The sequence below is a fragment of the Algoriphagus sp. genome (assembly GCF_029254265.1).
Taxonomy (GTDB): Bacteria; Bacteroidota; Bacteroidia; order Cytophagales; family Cyclobacteriaceae; genus Algoriphagus.
In genome coordinates, this window is the sequence record NZ_JAQWXX010000090.1 from 20,658 (window position 1) to 40,097 (window position 19,440).

The 19,440-nt window shown below is 40.0% G+C and carries 15 protein-coding genes; 6 read left to right on the top strand and 9 right to left on the bottom strand.

Annotation, left to right across the window (positions count from 1 at the left end; all coding sequences use genetic code 11):
- Positions 1-122: 122 nt before the first annotated feature.
- From P8O16_RS13385 to P8O16_RS13410, 6 genes are all read right to left on the bottom strand, one after another.
- The gene (locus P8O16_RS13385) at positions 123-971 is read right to left on the bottom strand and encodes a prephenate dehydrogenase (RefSeq protein WP_300315862.1); all 849 of its coding nucleotides are present in this window, start codon (positions 969-971) and stop codon (positions 123-125) included.
- Between the two features lie 6 nt (positions 972-977).
- Positions 978-2,126: an aminotransferase class I/II-fold pyridoxal phosphate-dependent enzyme gene (locus tag P8O16_RS13390; protein WP_300315864.1), complete on the bottom strand. Its 1,149-nt coding sequence runs from the start codon at positions 2,124-2,126 to the stop codon at positions 978-980.
- Positions 2,123-2,950 carry a prephenate dehydratase gene (locus P8O16_RS13395; protein ID WP_300315867.1) on the bottom strand — a complete coding sequence of 276 codons (828 nt, stop codon included), beginning with the start codon at positions 2,948-2,950 and terminating at the stop codon, positions 2,123-2,125. The genes P8O16_RS13390 and P8O16_RS13395 overlap by 4 nt, the downstream gene beginning before the upstream one ends.
- Positions 2,947-4,173 (bottom strand): 3-phosphoshikimate 1-carboxyvinyltransferase, encoded by a 1,227-nt coding sequence (locus P8O16_RS13400; RefSeq protein WP_300315870.1) that lies wholly within the window; start codon positions 4,171-4,173, stop codon positions 2,947-2,949. Before P8O16_RS13400 ends, P8O16_RS13395 begins: the two co-directional genes overlap by 4 nt.
- Before the next feature lie 33 nt (positions 4,174-4,206).
- Positions 4,207-5,241 (bottom strand): 3-dehydroquinate synthase, encoded by a 1,035-nt coding sequence (gene aroB / locus P8O16_RS13405; protein ID WP_300315873.1) that lies wholly within the window; start codon positions 5,239-5,241, stop codon positions 4,207-4,209.
- 97 nt (positions 5,242-5,338) lie between these two features.
- Complete coding sequence (locus P8O16_RS13410; protein ID WP_300315876.1) at positions 5,339-6,436, bottom strand: chorismate mutase; 1,098 nt, start codon at positions 6,434-6,436, stop codon at positions 5,339-5,341.
- A gap of 680 nt (positions 6,437-7,116) precedes the next feature.
- On the opposite strand from P8O16_RS13410, the gene P8O16_RS13415 reads away from it, so the two are divergent.
- Positions 7,117-8,298 (top strand): proline dehydrogenase family protein, encoded by a 1,182-nt coding sequence (locus P8O16_RS13415; protein WP_300315879.1) that lies wholly within the window; start codon positions 7,117-7,119, stop codon positions 8,296-8,298.
- A gap of 157 nt (positions 8,299-8,455) precedes the next feature.
- Complete coding sequence (lysS, locus tag P8O16_RS13420) at positions 8,456-10,162, top strand: lysine--tRNA ligase (RefSeq protein WP_300315882.1); 1,707 nt, start codon at positions 8,456-8,458, stop codon at positions 10,160-10,162.
- A gap of 89 nt (positions 10,163-10,251) precedes the next feature.
- Here lysS and P8O16_RS13425 read toward each other — a convergent pair whose 3' ends face one another.
- Positions 10,252-10,980 carry a DUF4197 domain-containing protein gene (locus P8O16_RS13425; protein ID WP_300315885.1) on the bottom strand — a complete coding sequence of 243 codons (729 nt, stop codon included), beginning with the start codon at positions 10,978-10,980 and terminating at the stop codon, positions 10,252-10,254.
- Positions 10,981-11,286: 306 nt separating this feature from the next.
- Here P8O16_RS13425 and P8O16_RS13430 point away from each other — a divergent pair, with 306 nt between their 5' ends.
- Entirely contained in the window at positions 11,287-12,501 is a 1,215-nt protein-coding gene (locus P8O16_RS13430) for an arginine deiminase family protein (protein ID WP_300315888.1), read from the top strand.
- A 74-nt stretch (positions 12,502-12,575) separates the two neighbouring features.
- Here the strand turns inward: P8O16_RS13430 and P8O16_RS13435 are convergent, their stop codons facing one another.
- Entirely contained in the window at positions 12,576-15,308 is a 2,733-nt protein-coding gene (locus P8O16_RS13435; RefSeq protein ID WP_300315891.1) for a putative LPS assembly protein LptD, read from the bottom strand.
- 61 nt (positions 15,309-15,369) lie between these two features.
- Here P8O16_RS13435 and P8O16_RS13440 point away from each other — a divergent pair, with 61 nt between their 5' ends.
- The 3 genes from P8O16_RS13440 (at position 15,370) to P8O16_RS13450 (ending at position 18,815) form a co-directional block, all read left to right on the top strand.
- On the top strand, positions 15,370-16,170 hold the full coding sequence (locus tag P8O16_RS13440; RefSeq protein ID WP_300315893.1) for an N-acetylmuramoyl-L-alanine amidase: 801 nt from the start codon (positions 15,370-15,372) through the stop codon (positions 16,168-16,170).
- A 120-nt stretch (positions 16,171-16,290) separates the two neighbouring features.
- The gene (locus P8O16_RS13445; RefSeq protein WP_300315895.1) at positions 16,291-17,919 is read left to right on the top strand and encodes an acyl-CoA carboxylase subunit beta; all 1,629 of its coding nucleotides are present in this window, start codon (positions 16,291-16,293) and stop codon (positions 17,917-17,919) included.
- A gap of 53 nt (positions 17,920-17,972) precedes the next feature.
- Entirely contained in the window at positions 17,973-18,815 is an 843-nt protein-coding gene (locus tag P8O16_RS13450; RefSeq protein WP_300315897.1) for a transglutaminase-like domain-containing protein, read from the top strand.
- On the opposite strand, the gene P8O16_RS13455 is transcribed toward P8O16_RS13450, so the two are convergent.
- Positions 18,812-19,387 (bottom strand): redoxin domain-containing protein, encoded by a 576-nt coding sequence (locus tag P8O16_RS13455; protein WP_300315899.1) that lies wholly within the window; start codon positions 19,385-19,387, stop codon positions 18,812-18,814. The genes P8O16_RS13450 and P8O16_RS13455 overlap by 4 nt on opposite strands.
- Positions 19,388-19,440: the final 53 nt, after the last annotated feature.

A 19,440-nucleotide genomic window follows, 5' to 3' on the forward strand; every position in this document is an offset into this window, starting at 1 on the left:
GTACTAAAAAATGGTAACCCATTACAAAAAAAACCACGGATATACCGTGGTTTTTTTGATCTAAATCTCTAAAATCAAGTCTTAAAAAGCTGAGACTCTTTAGAAAACTATCGCTTTGACTTTTATTTTCCCAAATCCAAAATGTCCCGGATCTTATTAATATCTGATAAATCTGAATAAATCGAGGCTCCATCACTTTCAGCAACTTTTGCACGGATATCAGCAAGGTTTGCGATATATCCATCAAGGGCTGCCAAAATATTGTCTTTGTTTTCGGTAAGAATAGGAGCCCACATCGCAGGACTGGATTTTGCCAATCGCACGGTGGAAGCGAAGCCAGATCCTGCCATGTCGAAGATGTTTTTATCATCAGCCATTTTTTGCAAAACCGTTTTCCCCAACATAAATGAAGATATATGGGACAAATGAGAAACAAATGCCAAATGACGATCATGCTCCTCCGGATCCATAAATCGAAGCTTCAAATTCAATGCGTCAAATAGAGAATAGGCCTTTTCTTTAAGGTGTAAATCTGTTTTTTCCATTTCGCACAGAATCATCACCTTTCGATCTAATAGATCAGCAAAAGCAGCTTTAGGCCCGGAATATTCTGTCCCGGCAATTGGGTGTCCAGCTAAATATTGTGCTCGCTTTGGATGATTGGAAACTTGAATACAAAGCTTAGATTTAGTTGATCCAAGGTCAATTACCAAGGTTTCTTCTCCGATTTGATCAAGTGTTTTAGTTAATAGATCACCCATCGTATCTGCAGGTGTCGCCAGAATTACGATATCAGTGTCCGAATCCGGGTTTTCTTTTACTTCGGTAATAATTCCCAGAGTCAGCGCATCTTTTTGATTTTGTTCGGAGATATCGGAACCAGTTACTTTCAATTCAGGGAATTTTCTTCTGGCAGCGAGACCAAAAGATCCTCCCAAAAGCCCTAGTCCAATGATGTGTATTTTCTTCATAGTCGATTATGATTTGATTCGATTAATAGCTTCCAATATTTTAAACTCGGGCATGCAAAGTGAAATTCTGATATAATCCTCTCCCGCCGCACCAAAGATTTTTCCTGGAGTGATAAAGATGTTTTTTTCATATAAAAGCTCATCTACCATTGCCTCGGCCGTTTTTCCATTTGGCACTTTGCACCATACAAATAATCCGGCGTTGTCCTTGGAAAAGCTTAAACCGAGTTTTTCTGCAAGCTTCCAGACAAGCTTTCTACGGTTTTGATAATTTTCGTCCAATTCGGTAAACCAACTTTTTCCCAAATTCAGAGCTGCAATCGCCCCTTTTTGGATCCCGAGAAACATGCCCGAATCCATATTGCTTTTCACCTTGACGACGGCTGCGATCCAGTCCTCTCGGCCGGAAAGCATTCCTACACGCCAGCCGGGCATGTTGAATGTCTTGCTTAGGGAATTCAATTCTAAGGCTACTTCCTTTGCCCCCGGAATGGATAAAATGCTAATTGGTTCAGGATTCAGGATATGGCTATAAGGATTGTCATGAAGCAAGATAATGTCATGTCGTTTTGCGAAGGCTACCAAGTCCTGTAAAATCTGAATGCTTCCGGTCGCTCCGGTGGGCATATGCGGATAATTGATCCACATGATTTTTACTTTTGACAGATCTGATTTTTCCAATTCCTCCAAATTTGGCCTACCTTTTTTTTCAAGATCCAAACTGTAATAGAGGGGAACTGCACCGAGCAGCTTAGAGACAGAAGCATAGGTAGGGTAGCCAGGGTCAGGGATCAACACCTGATCTCCTGGGTTTAGAAAAGTCATACTTAGATGCATGATTCCTTCCTTTGAGCCCATTAAAGGCAGGATTTCCTTTGCGGGGTTAAGTTGTACCCCATATTCGCGCATGTAAAACTCTGCCATAGCTATTCGTAATTCCGGGATTCCTTGATAATTCTGATAGCCGTGAGCTTTTTGATTTTCAGCAGTGCTTCGCAAAGCTTCGATAACTGATCGATCAGGAGATAGATCGGGACTTCCAATACCTAAATTGATGACAAGTTTGCCATCTGCAATCATTTGATTTACTTCTCGGAGCTTTGCCGAAAAATAATACTCTTCTACCGTGCTTACACGATCTGCATATCCCTTCATTGCTTTCTGCTCAAATATTCTCCGAAAATTTTTACCTCACCGAAATTAAGTTGACATAATTCCATTGCTTCTTGAAATGAAGCATAATTTTTAAATTCTGCATCCATAAAAAATGCATATTCCCAAGGCTTATCGATTACTGGGATCGATTGGATCTTGCTTAGATCCAGACCTTTTTCAAACAACATGGTTAATAGTTTAGCCAATCCGCCAGCTTGATTTTTAATTGTGATTTTGAAAGAAGCTTTATTTGCGGTGTAAAGTGTTTCTGTTTTCTCTTTTTGTAAAATGATAAATCGGGTGAAATTGTCTTTTACCGTTTGAATGTCCTTTGCTAAAATCTCCAAACCATAAATCTCAGCAGCGATTTCACTGGCAATTGCAGCAGTACCTTTCAGTTTCTGCTCCGAAATTCGTTTTGCTACCGACGCAGTGTCTATGTCTTCTTTTTGGATAATGTGGGGATATTTAGCAAGAAATGTTTTGCACTGAAGCAGTGCCATGGGATGAGATGCAACCGAATGGATATCCTCGATTTTCTGCCCGGGTAAAGCCATAAACTGATGGGCAATAGGCAAATAATATTCATCTCTGATATTCAGTTCATAGCGATCAATCAAATCATAATTTGGCAGTATTGCTCCTGCGATGGAGTTTTCAATTGCCATCACTCCAAATTTAGCTTCACCCATTGCTACGGCTTTTGCCACCGGCTCAAAGGTGTTGAAAGTCAGGAGCTCCGCATCATTTCCAAAATACCGGAGGGCAACTTGATGATGAAATGAACCAGGGATCCCTTGGATCGCTACTTTAAACTCGCTCATGCTGATTTTTCAGTTTGAATACCTGCCAAATTGCAATGTTTCCAGAAACTTGGATAAGACTTATTGACCACTGATGGGTCTTCAAAATGAACCTCAGTCTTGGTAACCAAAGGCATAAATGCCATGGCCATTCGATGATCCTCGTAGGTATGAATCTGAACTTGATGTGGCATTGTGACAGAAGGGATCACCTGAAAAACATTGGGTTCAATTTCTTTAAGCTCGGCATTAAACTTTGCCAGTTCTTGCTGAAGCGCATAGATTCGATCTGTTTCCTTAATCCTCAAACTCTCTAATCCAGTGAAAATCGAGTTTTGTCCCAAGATTGCACAAGTCACTGCTACCGTCTGGGCCAGATCTGGGCAATGTGTGAAATCCCATTCCTTTAACCCAGTTACAGCCTTTTTTTGAAGTAAAACCCCACCATTTTTAAAAGTGGATTTGATGCCAAGGAAATCCATGATTTCCGTGATTTTAGAATCTCCTTGAAGGCTATTTTCTTTTAATCCCTCTAGGAAAAATGTGCCTGAATCAGCGCATGCAAGTAGGCTGAACCAGTAACTCGCGCCAGACCAATCACTTTCCACAGCAAAGGAGGTAGGAGTATAGGCTTGATGAAGTATTTCAATTTTGTTCGCTTTCCAGGTGTATTTAATACCAAATTGAGCCATCAATTCCAGCGTCATTTCAATATAAGTCTGGCTTCCTACCTTTCCCTCGAGTTCTAATTCCAGACCTTTAGGTAACAATGGAGCAATCATTAACATGGCGGAAATGTACTGACTGGAGACATCCCCACGGATTTTAACTTTATGATTGACTTGCTCTTTCAGGCCATGAATAGCCAAAGGAGGATAGCCTTCAAGGTTCAAGTAGTGAATTTCAGCACCGATTTCCCGTAGTGCATCGACTAGGATTCCTATAGGTCGTTGACACATTCTTGCTGTTCCTGTCATGACTTTATTTTGCTGTGTCACCGCTGCAAAAGCAGTCAGAAATCGCATCGTCGTACCTGCATCCAATACATCATAAACCGGAGGATTTTTTTTCAGCAAACCAATCATGGTCTGAGTATCTCTAGCTTCAGCAAGATTGGAAATGCGATTTTCTCCATCTGTCAACGCATCGATAACCAAAACGCGATTGGATTCACTTTTAGATGATGGTAAAGGGATCGAAATGGTATCAAAATAGGATTGCTGCGCAAGGCGAAGGATTTCCATGGTATCGGTTTTCAAAGAAAATAAGGTGATAAGTTAGCGACTTTGGTAGTATAAAATGGCCTCTCGAATCTCTTGACGAGTAATCGGGATGTTGTATTGGCAGTCTCCAATTTCTTTCAAAAGTGAAAATAAGAGGCTATTTCCTTCATTCTTTTTGTCCTGAAGGCAAAGGTCCAGTAATGATTCTATTTCAGATTCTTCAATTTTAATTTTGCCATAAATGGAAAAAAAAACGGCTTCTATTTCAGCTAATTCTTCTCCAGAAAGGCCAAGTTTCTCCTGCGAAAGCCAAGCCTCGCAAATCATGCCAGCTGCGATTGCTTCTCCGTGTAGCAGATGTTTTTCTCCATTAAGGTAAAATGTCTCAAAAGCATGCCCGATCGTATGCCCAAAATTCAAGATTTTGCGAAGTCCTGCTTCTTTTGGATCTGAGGTTACCACTTCGGTTTTGATCGCAATGGAGTGTCTGATTAACTCTTTCCAATCTGAGTCTTCCCAATTTTTGAAATTTAAACTTTCAAAATAACCCTTGTCCTGAATCAGTCCATGCTTGATAATCTCTGCAAAACCGGACCGAAGTTCATTCTTTGGTAGTGTTGAAAGAAATATTTGTGAAATCAGAACTGTTTCAGGCTCATTAAATACACCCAAATGATTTTTTAACCCCTCAAAATCCACTCCTAATTTACCGCCCACACTGGCATCAACCTGAGAAAGTAAAGTAGTTGGGATATTGATGAATCGAATTCCTCGCTTGTAAATACTTGCACAAAAACCTCCCATATCTCCCAAAACACCACCCCCTAAATTGAGAACAAGCGCTTTTCTGTCCAAAGCTGCACCAGTCATTGCAGCCCAGATTTCCATACAGGTGGCAATGGTCTTATTGTTTTCACCAGGCTGAACTACAAAGAAGCTGGCAGTATCGGGGAGAACTTTTTCTATAATTGGAAGACAATGAATTTGGGTATTAGAATCAACAAGAATAAAAAGTTGAGAAAAACTCAATCGCGATAAAAGCGAATGCAGGTCTTCTGCCGGCTGGTCTGAAAAGTAGATCGGATTCACAAGGACTGTAATTTTACTGAAGCCAAGATAGTCGAAAATTAGGCAAAGAAGAGCGGAGAAAGCTCCTCTTTGCCTTTACTAGCTCAGTATGTTGCAATTATTTTTTTATAGGACTAGCCTCACGAAGTTGTTTTTCTTGACGCTTTACTGATTCTTCGTGAATACAATAAAGTAACTCCTTCATGAATTTTTCGCTCAGCTGTTTATTTACGCCCTTTTGAGTTCTGCTTTCCATTACTTCTTTCCATCTGTCAGATTGAAATACGGTCAAATGATGCTCACGCTTATGTGAACCGATTTGATCAATAATGGCAAAACGTTCCTGAAGAATATCGAGTAATTGGTCATCCATATGGTCCACAGCTCTTCTCAAATCCTGAAGTCTTTCGTCAGGCTTCATGCTTTCCAAAGGCTCCTTGAAATCAATCGAATTGATCATTTCTTTTAGTGCTGCTGGAGTTACTTGTTGTTTCGCATCAGACCAAGCTTTGTCCGGATCATGGTGTGTCTCAATCATCAATCCATCCAAACCGAAGTTCATCGCACGCTGAGCAACTTCAAGCAAACCATCTCTTTTTCCTACGATATGAGAAGGGTCGTTAATAACTTCCATTCCAGTCCAGACCCGCTTCAAGTGAATTGGCATAGACCAGTTTGGCTTGTTTCTGAAGCGCTTATCATAGGCATCTGAGAAGCCACGATGAATTGCAGCGATTTTATCAATTCCTACAGCATGAAAACGCTCCAAAGCTCCAATCCACAAATCAAGATCCGGGTTCATTGGGTTTTTCACCATTACGGGAATGTCCACTCCTCTGAGTGCTTCTGCAATTTCCTGAACTGCAAATGGGTTGACAGTAGTTCGGGCTCCTACCCAAAGTACATCGACTTTATGTTTCAATGCCAATTCTACGTGCGCTGCATTTCCAACTTCGGTAGTGATTGGAATATTCAAGTGATGGCGTACAATCTCCATCCATTTTAATCCTTCTTCTCCAACACCTTCAAAAGATCCTGGTCTTGTTCTTGGCTTCCAGATTCCAGCTCTGAAAAGTTGAGGAACCATATTTTCTTCTTTCATCTCTTTGCAGATCTGTTCGATTTGCTCTGGAGTTTCTGCAGAACAAGGCCCTGCAATAATCAAAGGGCTGGTCAATCCTAATCCCCAATCTTTAATTTGTTTGTGTGCTTTCATGGTACTGAGCTTTAAATGAAAAAAGCCCGGGTCTTTCGAACCGGGCTTTTGTGTTTATATTTTCTTTTAGTTTTTGGCTAGACAATACACAGCTCCGATTCGATTTTGGCTTCGAAAGTAAAAGTAAAAGAAGGTAAAATAAATTACGGCTGTGAATAACATGTCTCAAAAATAGGAGGGGACTTTTTAAAAACAAAATTATTTTTTGCCATCTTCTTTATCAATTCAATAATTCCAAGGGCTATTCTTTGATTTTTATCTAAATAAGTAAAAATAATTACTTTAAACAGATTATAATTCTGTTTTAATTTCAAAAACTGTTTATTAATTCTGAAAAATAAATTTCAAAATTTTTATTGGTTTGCCTAATGATCTGCTGAGCAATAAAGTTTGGTTTGCAGTTTTTGGTAACTAGTCTTTTAAAAAGATTAAGCTTTGCGGATAATTTCTAGAGTTCATACATATGAATGAATTATAAAAAATCTTCTAATTCAAATGATGAAATGCCCACAAGAAGGAACTTCTCACATAGGGGGATGATTATCTACGGCATTCCATGTGACCATTAAAAATCAAAATATAAACACATGAAATAAACCGCTTTCATCTTTTTCAATTATCATAACAAAACCTAAGCTGAAGCTGTTTTTTTGATATCTTTGCAACTTTATTTGCCATAAATGCCTGTAAAATCCAATATTTCTTTTGAAAACATGGAAGTAGCTTTTGCTTCCAAATCCGATGCAGAACTCCGGAAAGTTTACCTGGTTTTTGCCTTGCTGAACAATAAGTTTGTTTCAGATCTCGGTATCGCATTGACCAATATCTCTTTCAAATTGGGCCTTCCGATTAAAGGATTGATGAAGCAAACCATGTTTGGACACTTCTGTGGAGGGGAAACCATTGCGGAGACGATTGAAGCATGCAAAAAGCTTGAATCTTTTGGGATCGAAAGCATTTTGGATCTTTCAGTAGAAGGAAAAGGGGACGAGCAGAGTTTTGAAAAGACTACAGAGGAAATCTATCAGACCATGGTAGAATCTGCCAAGACGGATTACATGCCTTTTGGGGTTTTTAAGGTTACTGGACTAGGAGATTACCACATAATGGAGAAAATCCAGGCTGGAGAAGCTCTAACTAAAGAAGAAAACAGCGCTTTTGATCGAACCAAAGCTCGAGTAAATCGACTTTGCAAGGCAGCGCATGACCTTGGTCTCAAGATTTTGGTAGATGCCGAAGAATCTTGGTTTCAAAACGTGATCGATGACTTGGCTTATGAAGCGATGGAGAGATACAATGGTGAGCGCTGTGTGGTCTATAATACCTTCCAGATGTATCGACATGATTCACTGGAGCGATTAAAGAAAGCGAATGAAACCGCTAAGGCTAAAGGCTATTTCTTCGGAGCAAAGCCGGTGCGTGGAGCCTATATGGAAAAAGAGCGGGAGAGAGCCGAGGAATTGGGATATCCAAGTCCAATCCAACCTAATAAGGCTGCGACAGATCGGGATTATAATCTTGCTTTGGAATATGCATTAGAAAATGGGTGCTATTTGGTTTCAGGATCACATAATGAACAAAGCAATTTGCTTTTGACCCAGCTGATCAATAAACAAGGAATTGACCCGAATTCTGATCGAGTTTTCTTTTCCCAATTATATGGAATGAGTGATAATATTTCCTTTAACCTCGCGAAAGCAGGTTTCAGAGTTGTGAAGTATGTGCCTTATGGTCCAGTGGAAAAAGTGATGCCCTATCTTACTCGTAGGGCAGCGGAAAATAGCAGCATTGCAGGGCAAAGTAGTCGGGAGTTTGAACTGATCAAGCGAGAGATGAAAAGGAGGAAAAATAGTGGGCAGTAAACAGTGGGCAGTCAGCAGTAAACAGTAGGTAGTAATCAGTCAGCGGTGAACAGGCGACAGGAGATAGGAAAGAGTTAGCAGTTGACAGTATTAGGGTGGTGGTAACTAATTTAAAGATAACTTAGGGGCTTTTGGACCTTGAAAAAATAGAATAAACATGCAAGTTTTAAGCGAACAGGAATTAGAAAGACGTAAAGACAGGGAAGAGTTGATGAAGCTAGGAATCAACCCTTATCCTGCTCCCGCTTTTCCAATCAATGTGACTGCGGATGATATTCATCGCAACTACGAAAACAGAAAGACTGATTACAAAGACATCAAGATTGCTGGTCGGTTGATGAGTAGAAGAATTATGGGTTCGGCTTCGTTTGGGGAGATTCAGGATGCGAGCGGAAGACTTCAGTTTTACATTCGTCGAGATGATATCTGTCCTGGAGAAGATAAAACTCTTTATAATACAGTGTTCAAAAAGCTCTTGGGAATAGGTGATTTCTTGGGTTTGAAAGGATATATTTTTACAACCCAAACTGGTGAAATATCACTTCACGTGACAGAGATGATAGTTTTGTCCAAATCTGTGAAGCCACTTCCGATTGTTAAGCGAGATGAAGAAGGGAATGTACATGATGGGTTTACCGATCCGGAAATGCGTTATCGTCAGCGATACGTGGATTTGACAGTGAACCCAGAGGTAAAAAACACTTTCATTACCCGCTCTAAAATCATCAGTCAAATGCGTCGCTACTTTGACGATCATGGCTGGCTTGAAGTGGAGACCCCAATTTTGCAGGCAGTTCACGGCGGTGCAGCAGCTCGACCTTTTGGGACACATCACAACACCTTGGATATGCCGCTTTTCTTGCGAATTGCGAATGAGCTATATCTTAAGCGATTGATCGTTGGTGGTTTTGACGGCGTGTATGAGTTTGGAAAAATGTTCCGAAACGAAGGCATGGATCGTACCCACAATCCAGAATTTACTTCCATGGAAATCTATGTAGCCTACAAAGACTATATCTGGATGATGGAAATGGTGGAGGAATTGATCGAGCAAGTGACTGAAAAAATCCATGGCAAAACTGAAATTGCTGTAGGGGATAAGCTGATTAATTTCGCCGGGCCTTACAGAAGGTTGACCATGTATGATTCCATCAAGGAATATGCAGGAATTGATGTCAGCGAACTGGATGAGGCAGGACTTCGTGGAGTTTGCAAGCAACTTGCCATCGAAGTTGATGATACCATGGGAAGAGGGAAGTTGATCGATGAGATCTTTGGTGCAAAAGTGGAGGCAAACCTAATTCAGCCAACTTATATCACGGACTATCCTATCGAAATGACGCCTTTGGCGAAAAAGCATAGAACCGAGCCGGGCTTGGTAGAGCGATTTGAGCTGTTTGTAAACGGCAAGGAAATCGCAAATGCATATACAGAATTAAACGATCCTATCGATCAACGCGAGCGATTTGAGGATCAGTTGAAACTGGCAGCAAGAGGAGACGACGAAGCGATGGCAATGGATGAAGATTTCTTGAGATCTTTGGAATACGGAATGCCTCCTACATCAGGATTGGGAATTGGAATCGATCGATTAACCATGCTTTTGACCAATAAAACCACGATTCAGGAAGTACTTTTTTTCCCTCAAATGAGACCTGAGAAAAAGCAGGTGGAGATGTCGGAGGAAGAGAAAGGGATTTTCGAACTTTTGAAATTGGAATCTCCAGTTGCTATAGGTCTCTTAAAAGAAAAAGCAGGACTTAGCGGAAAGAAGTGGGATGTGGCGATGAAAGGCCTGACTGGCAAAGGAGTGGCAAAAGTGACCAAAGAAGGTGATTCGATTACAGTGTCGCTTTTAGATTGATATTAATTAAACATAAATAGAAAAAGCGGGCTGAAAGGCTCGGTTTTTTTATTTTACAAAGTTTAAGGTTTTAGTGAACCTGTCCCAAACTACTTCCTCTCCTTTTCCGCATATCCAAAGACTTTTTGAAGTAAGGCTGATTTTCTAGCGGTGACTTGCTCTCTGATTTTTAGTTCCTCTTTGGCGATTTCTATAAAAAGTCCATCGATCGCTTTTTGCGTGACATAGCCAGTCAAATCTGTATTCACCTTTTTTACAAATGGAACCTTATTGTAGCGGGTAGTCGCATCCTCCCAATATTTGGTGGCATCTACCTTCTTCAAGCTCGTTTCGATGATTGGGGAGAATTTGGCGGTCAGACTATCGCTGGTGGTTTTGGCAAAATACTGCGTAGCTGCATTATTTTCGCCTAGAAGAATGTTTTTGACATCCTGAATACTCATTTGTTTGATCGCGCTTTCAAAGATCGGTTTCGCTTCAATAGCAGCATCTTCCGCAGCACGGTTCACACTGACTATCACTTGATCGACCATAGATCCAAGCCCCAAAGATCGAAGTGTAGATTCGATTTGTTTGGCCTCTGGAGGAAATAGGATTTTTACATCCAGATTACTTAAGTAACCATCTTTCAGGTGTAGCCGTTCGGTACTGATTCCAGTAGCTTGTTCCAAAGCCTCCTTCAAGGCTGAGTTGATTTCTGTGGAAGATGGAGTTAGAATGGATTGGGACATGCCATCTGTAATCTGAGTGACTGTCGCGCAACTGGTTAGGATAAGATAAATTGATAGGGAAAAGACTTGAGTGATTCTTTTGAACATGGATTGATTAGCAAAGGGTGATTAGGAACTATAATAAGTCCTGCAATTCTTACGTAAGGTAGGAGAAAAAGGATAAGTCAAGATTGGTTTGTAAATCTTTTGATAGGGTTGAATTTGGGCTAAGTCTTTTAGGAAGGTTAAGGTTTTAAAGAATATTGGTTCAAAAATAAACGATGATTCACCCTAATGCTTGTTGAATTTATAAATTCCGATAAAAAATAAACTTTATCAATTTTCGTATTAACTGGTATTATCATTGAAAAAATGATAATTTATAGTTTTAATTCATGAAAATTCTTTAATCAAATGAATCTTAGACTCAATTCAGAATTTGGAACACTCAAGGCGGTTTTGATGCACCGTCCCGGAAAGGAAATCGATAGACTGACTCCATATAATAAAGAGTTTTTGCTTTTTGATGATGTGCCTTATTTGGAAGCTCTTCAGAAAGAGCATGATACTTTTTCTAACCTAATCAAAACATCCACAGGGGCGATGGTGTATCAACTTCGTGAATTGTTGATTCGAGTCTTATATGATGAGCAAATCCTTCTGAATCTCATGCGGGATTCTCTCCGGAGATCTGGACTATCGCATTTGGCAGAGGCGATATTGGAGCGATATTCTACCGCCGAATGTGCGGGGATTCTCACAGGAGGATTGAAAATTCATGAGTTGAAGCGAAAAATTCCCAATCTGAACTCGGGAGAATTGATGGATTATGCTTTTGCAATTTCCCCATGCCCAAATTTATATTTCCAGCGAGATCCAATGGCGGTGACACCTGGCGGAATTATTTTTTCAAGTATGAAAATGGAAGGTCGTCAACGGGAAGCGGATTTGCTTCGTACCATTTTTGAAAATCATCCCGATTTTAAAGAGAACATCAATAAGCTCTATCCTGCTGAAGGGATGCACAGTCCCCCAAGTATAGAAGGTGGAGATATAATTATTTTATCCAACAAAGCCGTAGCCATTGGTAACTCGGAGCGAACGGATGAAAAGGCTATTTATCATGCTGCCAAAGCTTTACTAGGCGAAGGAACAGTCGAGCGAGTATATGAAGTACATCTTCCTCAAAAGCGTCAATACATGCATTTAGACACTGTATTTACGATTTTAGATGAAAATTTGGCGCTTACTTATCCTGATGCATTGAATTCGGTTTTACAGACCTCACTCTATACTTTGAAAGAAATCCGAGAGGATAAAGTGATCATTAAGCGAGATGTTTTAAAGGAATCCCTTTTGACAATTCTGGAGCGGGAAATTCCTCATTTGGAAATTCTGCATACTGCAGACGGGAATCCTGATTATGCAATGCGTGAGCAATGGTTTGATGGAGCAAATGTGTTCGCCATTGGACCCCGTCGTGTGATTTCTTACAATAGAAATATCCATACGAATAGAGCACTTCGGCAAATGGGAGTGGAGGTTTTGGAAATCCCTTCTTCAGAACTCTCAAGAGGCTTGGGTGGGCCTAGATGCATGACGATGCCGCTAAGCAGATCTAGAGTTTAAGGGTTTTAGATTTATGATATTAGATTTATGATTTGCTTTAAATCTGACATCTAATATCTTAGATTCCCCATCTCTTAATTATCAAAGAATGATCTTCTTCGAGATACTTTCAGATCTTGTAGGATGCTGGATTTGACTCGGATGTCGATATTATAAGAAGTGAATCGTCCAAATGGCACCCAGTTGACATTCATTTGCCAGCAATGCAGATCTCTTGCGATTCCGATCATTGTTTGAGTCAATTCCTTAGTTTGGGCATCATACCCAGTGTTGAAATTGATTTTCCATTTTTCAGAAATCGACACATCCCCGCTCATATTGATGGTCTGGGTGACATTTTTATTGCCACTCGGTTGTTTGTTATAAGATAAATTATAGCCAAAAGTCAAATTCCAAGGAACATTCCAATCAATATATTGACTCGGGTCTGTGGCAATTCGATTGATTTCACTTTCAACAAATTGATTCATCCGTCCACCCTCATTCAAAAATTGGTTTGTCAATTCATCTCGCACTTCCCCTTGAGACTGCGAACTATTCGGATTGATCGAAGCATTGAGGTTCAAGCTTGCATTCCGGATTGCTCCAATACCCTGTCCATTTTTCCAGGCAAATTCATTGATGGTTCGAGTGACTTCTTGTCCGCTGCTATTGGTGAAAGTTGCTACTGCGTAAGGATCTATAGTACTTCGTAGGTTAACAGATACTCTTCTTTCGAAGAAGCTTGTACGTGCACTGATGGAAAATGGCGCTAATTGAAAGGAGTCTGCTGCGAAATTGTAGCTGGTATTGAAATCAATACTTTCCATCAAAGGGACTTTCTTGGTTGTCGCTTCCGTGGAATCAGATTCTGAAAGCACTTTTGCTTCCAAAACACTTCTTAGATTGAAAGTCATCGCTCTTGATTCTCCCAGAGGAGCACCACTGTAAATAAATCCTTGCTGTCTTGAAAATAAGCGAGTATCTCCTTCTTCATTGATTTGTACTTCTTGATAATATCCTAATCGGGGATCTGAAAAATCCGGCGTGAAGTTGAATCCTATCGAGGGGGTAAAAAGCTGTCTTATAGTCTGTATTTTACCCTTTTTAAAATTATAAAACCCATAAACGTTGGTATTCAGATTAAAAGAGCTGTTGTAATAAGTCACCCTATTAAATCCATCCTCTACAATTTTATCCACTCTTTCTTGAGCTGGATTGTAATAATAGTTCAATCGCTGTAGATACCAAAGCTCAGTAAAGTTGACGGATCCTGTTGCAGTAAAATGTTTGAAGACTCTAAAATTTGAGCTAATCGGAATTCGGTGTTGAGCACCATTGTTAGCATTTTGAAGTAAAGTGCTAAAGTTTGCAGGTGTAAAAGGAACCAGTTCCGGTGCCTGTGGAGCCCCTGAAAGATCTCCTCCCACACCTAAATCAGGAGTAATTCTGTTAGTGATTGAGTTTTGGAGGTTAAAAGTGTACGCTATATTGAATGTCTTTAGCGGTTCAAATTTCACATTTTTGAAAGGGCTCTGTCTATTCATTGCCACATTCATTGAAGGTAAACTCAAATTTACCTCTCCAGTTTGCACACTTTGAGAATGTCTCATACTGGCTGACATCGTAAACGGTGTACCAGTGAAGGTCTTAGTGTAGTTGATGTTAGACTGGAGATCCGAAGTGACATTATTTTGAAAACTGTTCGGATTGATGATGTTATTAAAATAACTCGTACTACCCGCGTTTACTGAAGCAGAGAATCTACTGTTGCCTCGGCTTTCTGGATTATGTGACCAAGCAATCCTGAATGTGTTGTAATTGACGGGTTCCAGATCAGTTTCAGGCGATACGAATTTTTGAAAGTCCACGTTCATAGATCCACTATATCGGTAACGCTTTTTATAAACCGTTTGTGATTTGACACCCCAGCCACCATTGGAATATATATCACCTGCAATTCTTGTATGGAGATAATCATTGATCGCAAAGTAATATCCAAAATCCCTTAGGAAAATACCCCGTTTTTGCTCTTGACCATAGCTAGGAAAGATTATTCCTGAAGCTTTTTCCTCCGGGGTATCTGGAATAATTCCAAAAGGTAAACCCAATGGAGTAGGGATTCCATTGAAATACAAGTTGAATGGGCCTGATACCACTTGTTTTCCCTGAATAGATTTGATCTTATTGGAAGAGATATGCCAATGTGGTTTGGTGAGTTTACAGGTGGTGTAATACCCATGATCAAGGTATATACTACCATCTTCGGTTTTTTTGATCGTTTCACCTCGTAATATCCCGTCCTGCTGTTCTGTGACTACATCTTTGATGATTGCTTTTTGAGTTTTGAAATTGTAGCGCATTTCCTTGCGAACTTCATACTCAGTCCCTCCTTGTTTGAAAAAGGGATTTCCGGAGATATTACCCAGACTATCAGCTTGTCCGCTGGCGTAGATTTCTGATTTTTCCCAGTCGATCAAAATATAATCCGCATCCAATCGCATATCCCCATATTCAAACCAAGCCTCTTTATAAAGGATGAGTTTGTTATTTGGGAAATCTGCAACTATGGAATCTTCAGCGAAATAGGTAATATCTGTTTCTATTCCATTCCTAGGCACAATTTTTGTCGAGTCAGAGATCGGAAGAGTATCAGCAGGAATGGAGAGGGTGTCTCCGAGATTCCTTGGGGTTGGTTGTGAGACCAGAGTGTCCGGAAAAGTAATTGGGCGCTCCCTTCTCGACTTGACAGGGTCTTGTGCGTTCGCAAAATGCGTGAGGAGTATTAGCCCAAAAAAGGAAAATAAAAAGAGCCTTAGATTCTGCACTGCTGCCTACGCTTTATTTAATTTGAGTGAAATTTCGTGTAAAGTTAATTTTATTGCCCTCATGGTACGGTCCAAAAACAAAAAATTTCTTCTGACTTTAGTTTTATTAACGCCTTTCATATTTGGTGGATATATTCCTAACGAAACGATGATGCCTGCATTTAGGATGAAAAAAATCGTTTTGGATGCTGGTCACGGTGGAAAAGATCCCGGAAATCTTGGCTCTAGGTCAAAGGAGAAAGACATCAATCTTGCCGTAACCCTTCTAGTAGGTAAGTATATCAAAGAAAATATGCCTGATGTGGAAGTGGTGTACACTCGTAAAGATGATAGTTTTCCTTCCTTAAAAGAACGACCTCAAATTGCAAATAATAATAAAGCTGACCTTTTTGTTTCCATTCATTCTAATTCGGCTCCTAATAAGTCGGCTTTTGGAACCGAGACATTTGTGATGGGTACTAAACATTTTGAAGCCAATTTTGATATTGTCAAGCGAGAAAACTCTGTAATTCTATTGGAAGATAATTATGAAGAAAACTACGAAGGATTTGATCCTTCCTCTCCAGAGTCTTACATGATGTTTAATTTGATGTCCAAGGTACACTTCGAAAACTCCGTTTCCCTTGCAGATCAGATTGAAACACAATTCCGGGATCGTGTCGGGAGAAAAAGCAGAGGTGTAAAACAAGGCCCTTTTTATGTGCTTTGGACTCCATCTATGCCTTCAGTATTGGTAGAACTTGGATTCCTGTCCAATTCCGAAGAGGAGCGATTCTTAATGAGTGAAGCTGGAAAAGAGTACATGGCTTCAGCGATTTATAGATCAATTCGTGATTATAAAGAAGCAATTGAATCAAAATAATAAATACATTATTTAGAATCATTTAGCCCTTTTTCCTTCTGAGAAAGGGCTTTTGTTTATCTTCAAAGCCAAACTCTTTGAAGATTAATAGAGTTTGAAAATAAGAACTGAATAAAAACTATGAACCCAAATAATACCCAAAAACCCAAAACGATGGAGCAACTTTTACAAAACCTCCAGACTAAGTATGATCAAGTGAAGTTGGGAGGAGGATTGAGCCGAATCAAAAAAGAGCATGAAAAAGGAAAACTGACTGCGAGGGAGAGAATAAATTATCTTATTGATGAAGGTTCGAGATTTTTGGAAGTTGGTGCTTTCGCTGCAGATGGAATGTATGAAGAGGAGGGTGGATGCCCTTCTGCAGGAGTAGTGACAGGAATTGGGTACGTAAAGAATAGAATGTGTGTGATAGTTGCAAATGATGCCACTGTCAAAGCTGGAGCTTGGTTTCCTATGACCGCCAAAAAGAATCTCCGTGCTCAGGAGATAGCAATGGAGAATCATTTACCAATAATCTATCTTGTGGATAGTGCTGGGGTTTTTCTTCCGATGCAAAATGAGATTTTTCCCGACAAAGAACATTTTGGGAGACAATTCCGAAACAATGCAAAGATGTCTGCAATGGGGATTGTACAGATTGCCGCAATTATGGGCAGCTGCGTTGCAGGGGGAGCTTATTTGCCTATTATGTCCGATGAGGCCATGATTGTCGATAAGACTGGCTCTATTTTTTTGGCGGGTTCATATTTAGTGAAAGCGGCAATAGGAGAGTCTGTTGACAATGAAACCCTTGGAGGCGCTACTACTCACTGCGAGATTTCTGGCGTTACTGACAATAAATACGATTCGGATCAAGAATGTCTTGATGAGATCAGGAAAATATTCGAAAAACTCGGACATAATCAGACTGCAGGTTTTGATAGAGCTGAGCCGAAAGAACCTTCTATTTCACCTGAGAAGCTAATTGAGATTTTCCCAATGGAACGAGTCAAACCTTATGATATGAATGAGGTGATCAGTGGTTTGGTCGATGGCGGAGAGCTCGATGAGTATAAAAAAGACTATGGGAAAACGCTGATCTGTGGTACAGCCCGAATAGATGGCTGGGCTGTAGGAATCGTTGCTAATCAACGTAAAATAGTCAAAACCGCTAAGGGCGAAATGCAAATGGGGGGTGTGATTTACTCAGACTCTGCAGATAAAGCAGCACGATTTATTATGAATTGCAATCAGCGAAAAATCCCGCTGTTATTTCTTCAGGATGTAAGTGGATTTATGGTGGGCAGCAAAGCCGAACATGGAGGGATTATCAAAGACGGTGCAAAAATGGTCAATGCGATGGCGAATTCAGTTGTACCAAAATTCACTATCGTTCTTGGTAACTCTTATGGAGCAGGTAATTATGCTATGTGTGGTAAAGCCTATGACCCTCGATTGATTTATTCCTGGCCTACCGCTCAAATGGCAGTAATGTCTGGTGCTTCATCCGCGAAAACATTGCTCCAGATAAAAGTGGCTTCCTTGAAAAAGAAAGGTCAGGTAATTTCCCCTGAAGATGAAAAAATCCTTTTGGATGAGATAACTGATAAGTACAACGAGGAATTGAGCCCTTTCTATGCAGCTTCTCGACTTTGGGTAGATGGAGTGATTGATCCTAGGGAAACCCGAAAAGTAATAAGTATGGGAATAGAAGCTGCCAATCATGCTCCGATTAGCGAGCGGTTTAATGTTGGTGTCATCCAGACTTAAGTAATTTTTTGTAAATTATTTACGATTTAAAATGCATAGCAAAGCCCATACCTATGAGTGATTTGACTTCCAGTGAATTGAATGCATTGGTATCGTTACTTGATGATTCCGACTTTGAGGTTCGGACACATGTGCGGGATAGGATTCTTTCCTTGGGTACTGAGATTATTCCATTTTTGGAAAAAAAATGGGAAAATAGTTTCAATCCGGAAATTCAAAAGGAAATCGAGGAGCTTGTACATGATCTTCAGCTTTCGCAATTAAAGCAAAGATTAGAAGATTGGAAAAATACAGAGGATCGGGATTTACTTGCAGGACTTTGGATTATTAACACTTATCAATATCCAGACATTGAGTTTGAAAAGCTAAATGCAGATATGCATCAAATCTACTTTGAGGTTTGGACAGCTTTTAAAAACGATCTTCCTCCCTACGATCAAGTAAGGATTATCAATAATGTTCTTTTCAACACGCTTCGTTTTTCTGCGAATACCAAAAACTTTCATTCCCCTGCGAATAGTATGCTTTCTTCGGTTTTGGACTCCAAACGCGGAAATCCACTGACGCTATGCTCTATTTATTTATTGGTCGCAAGAAAACTTGGACTTCCCATCTATGGAGTGAATCTTCCAAATCTGTTTGTTCTTACATACAAATCTGAAGATTATAATTTTTACATCAATGCCTTCAATAAAGGGCTGATTTTTGGTCGAAAAGATGTTTCAAATTATTTAGAGCATTTGAAAATCGAACCTCGTGATGAGTATTTTGAGCCTTGCTCACACTTAGCTATAATTCTAAGAATGCTCCGAAATTTGGGGCAAGCTTTTGAAAAATTAGGGGAGCAAGATAAAGTGGAGGAAGTTCGGGACCTTATAGCACTTCTGGAGTCTTAGAAAGTTCGAATATTACATCCCACAGCTCTGACTTGGGCAGGTGTTGGATCTTCTCCACGTAATACTTGATTCATTGCACGCTCCAAATAGCGGTCTGAGACGCTTGATTCTGCTTGTGGATTATTATCAATTGCTCCTTTATATCGAACTGAATAACCATCTGCCCCCTTCGTTAGCAAAACTACTTCCGGTATTTTAGAAATCTGAAAAAGCTTAGTCAATTCCTGTTTATCATCGATCAAATAAGCAGTATTGATTCCACTTTGATCAATAAAGTTCTTTAGAGGGGTTTGCTCTTCAGGACTTTTTCCAATTTCTGGGTTTACTAGAATAATATTGATCCCTTGACTCTGAAATCGAACTCTTAAATCTTTGAGCCGTGACTCATACATTTTCGCAAAAGGGCAGCCTAAGGAATGAAAAATAATTACCAATCCTTTATCTCCGGATTTGCTGGTAACTTCTACCGTGCCACCGGTGACAGCATCAGTGAGTGATATCTCTGGAAGCGTCTGTGCTGAAAGTGAGAGAGATAGGATAAAGGAAAAGAAGAGGGAAATTTGCTTTTTCATAGGATTACAATTTATTCATAATGGCCATTTGGAATCTCGCCTAACGGATAATG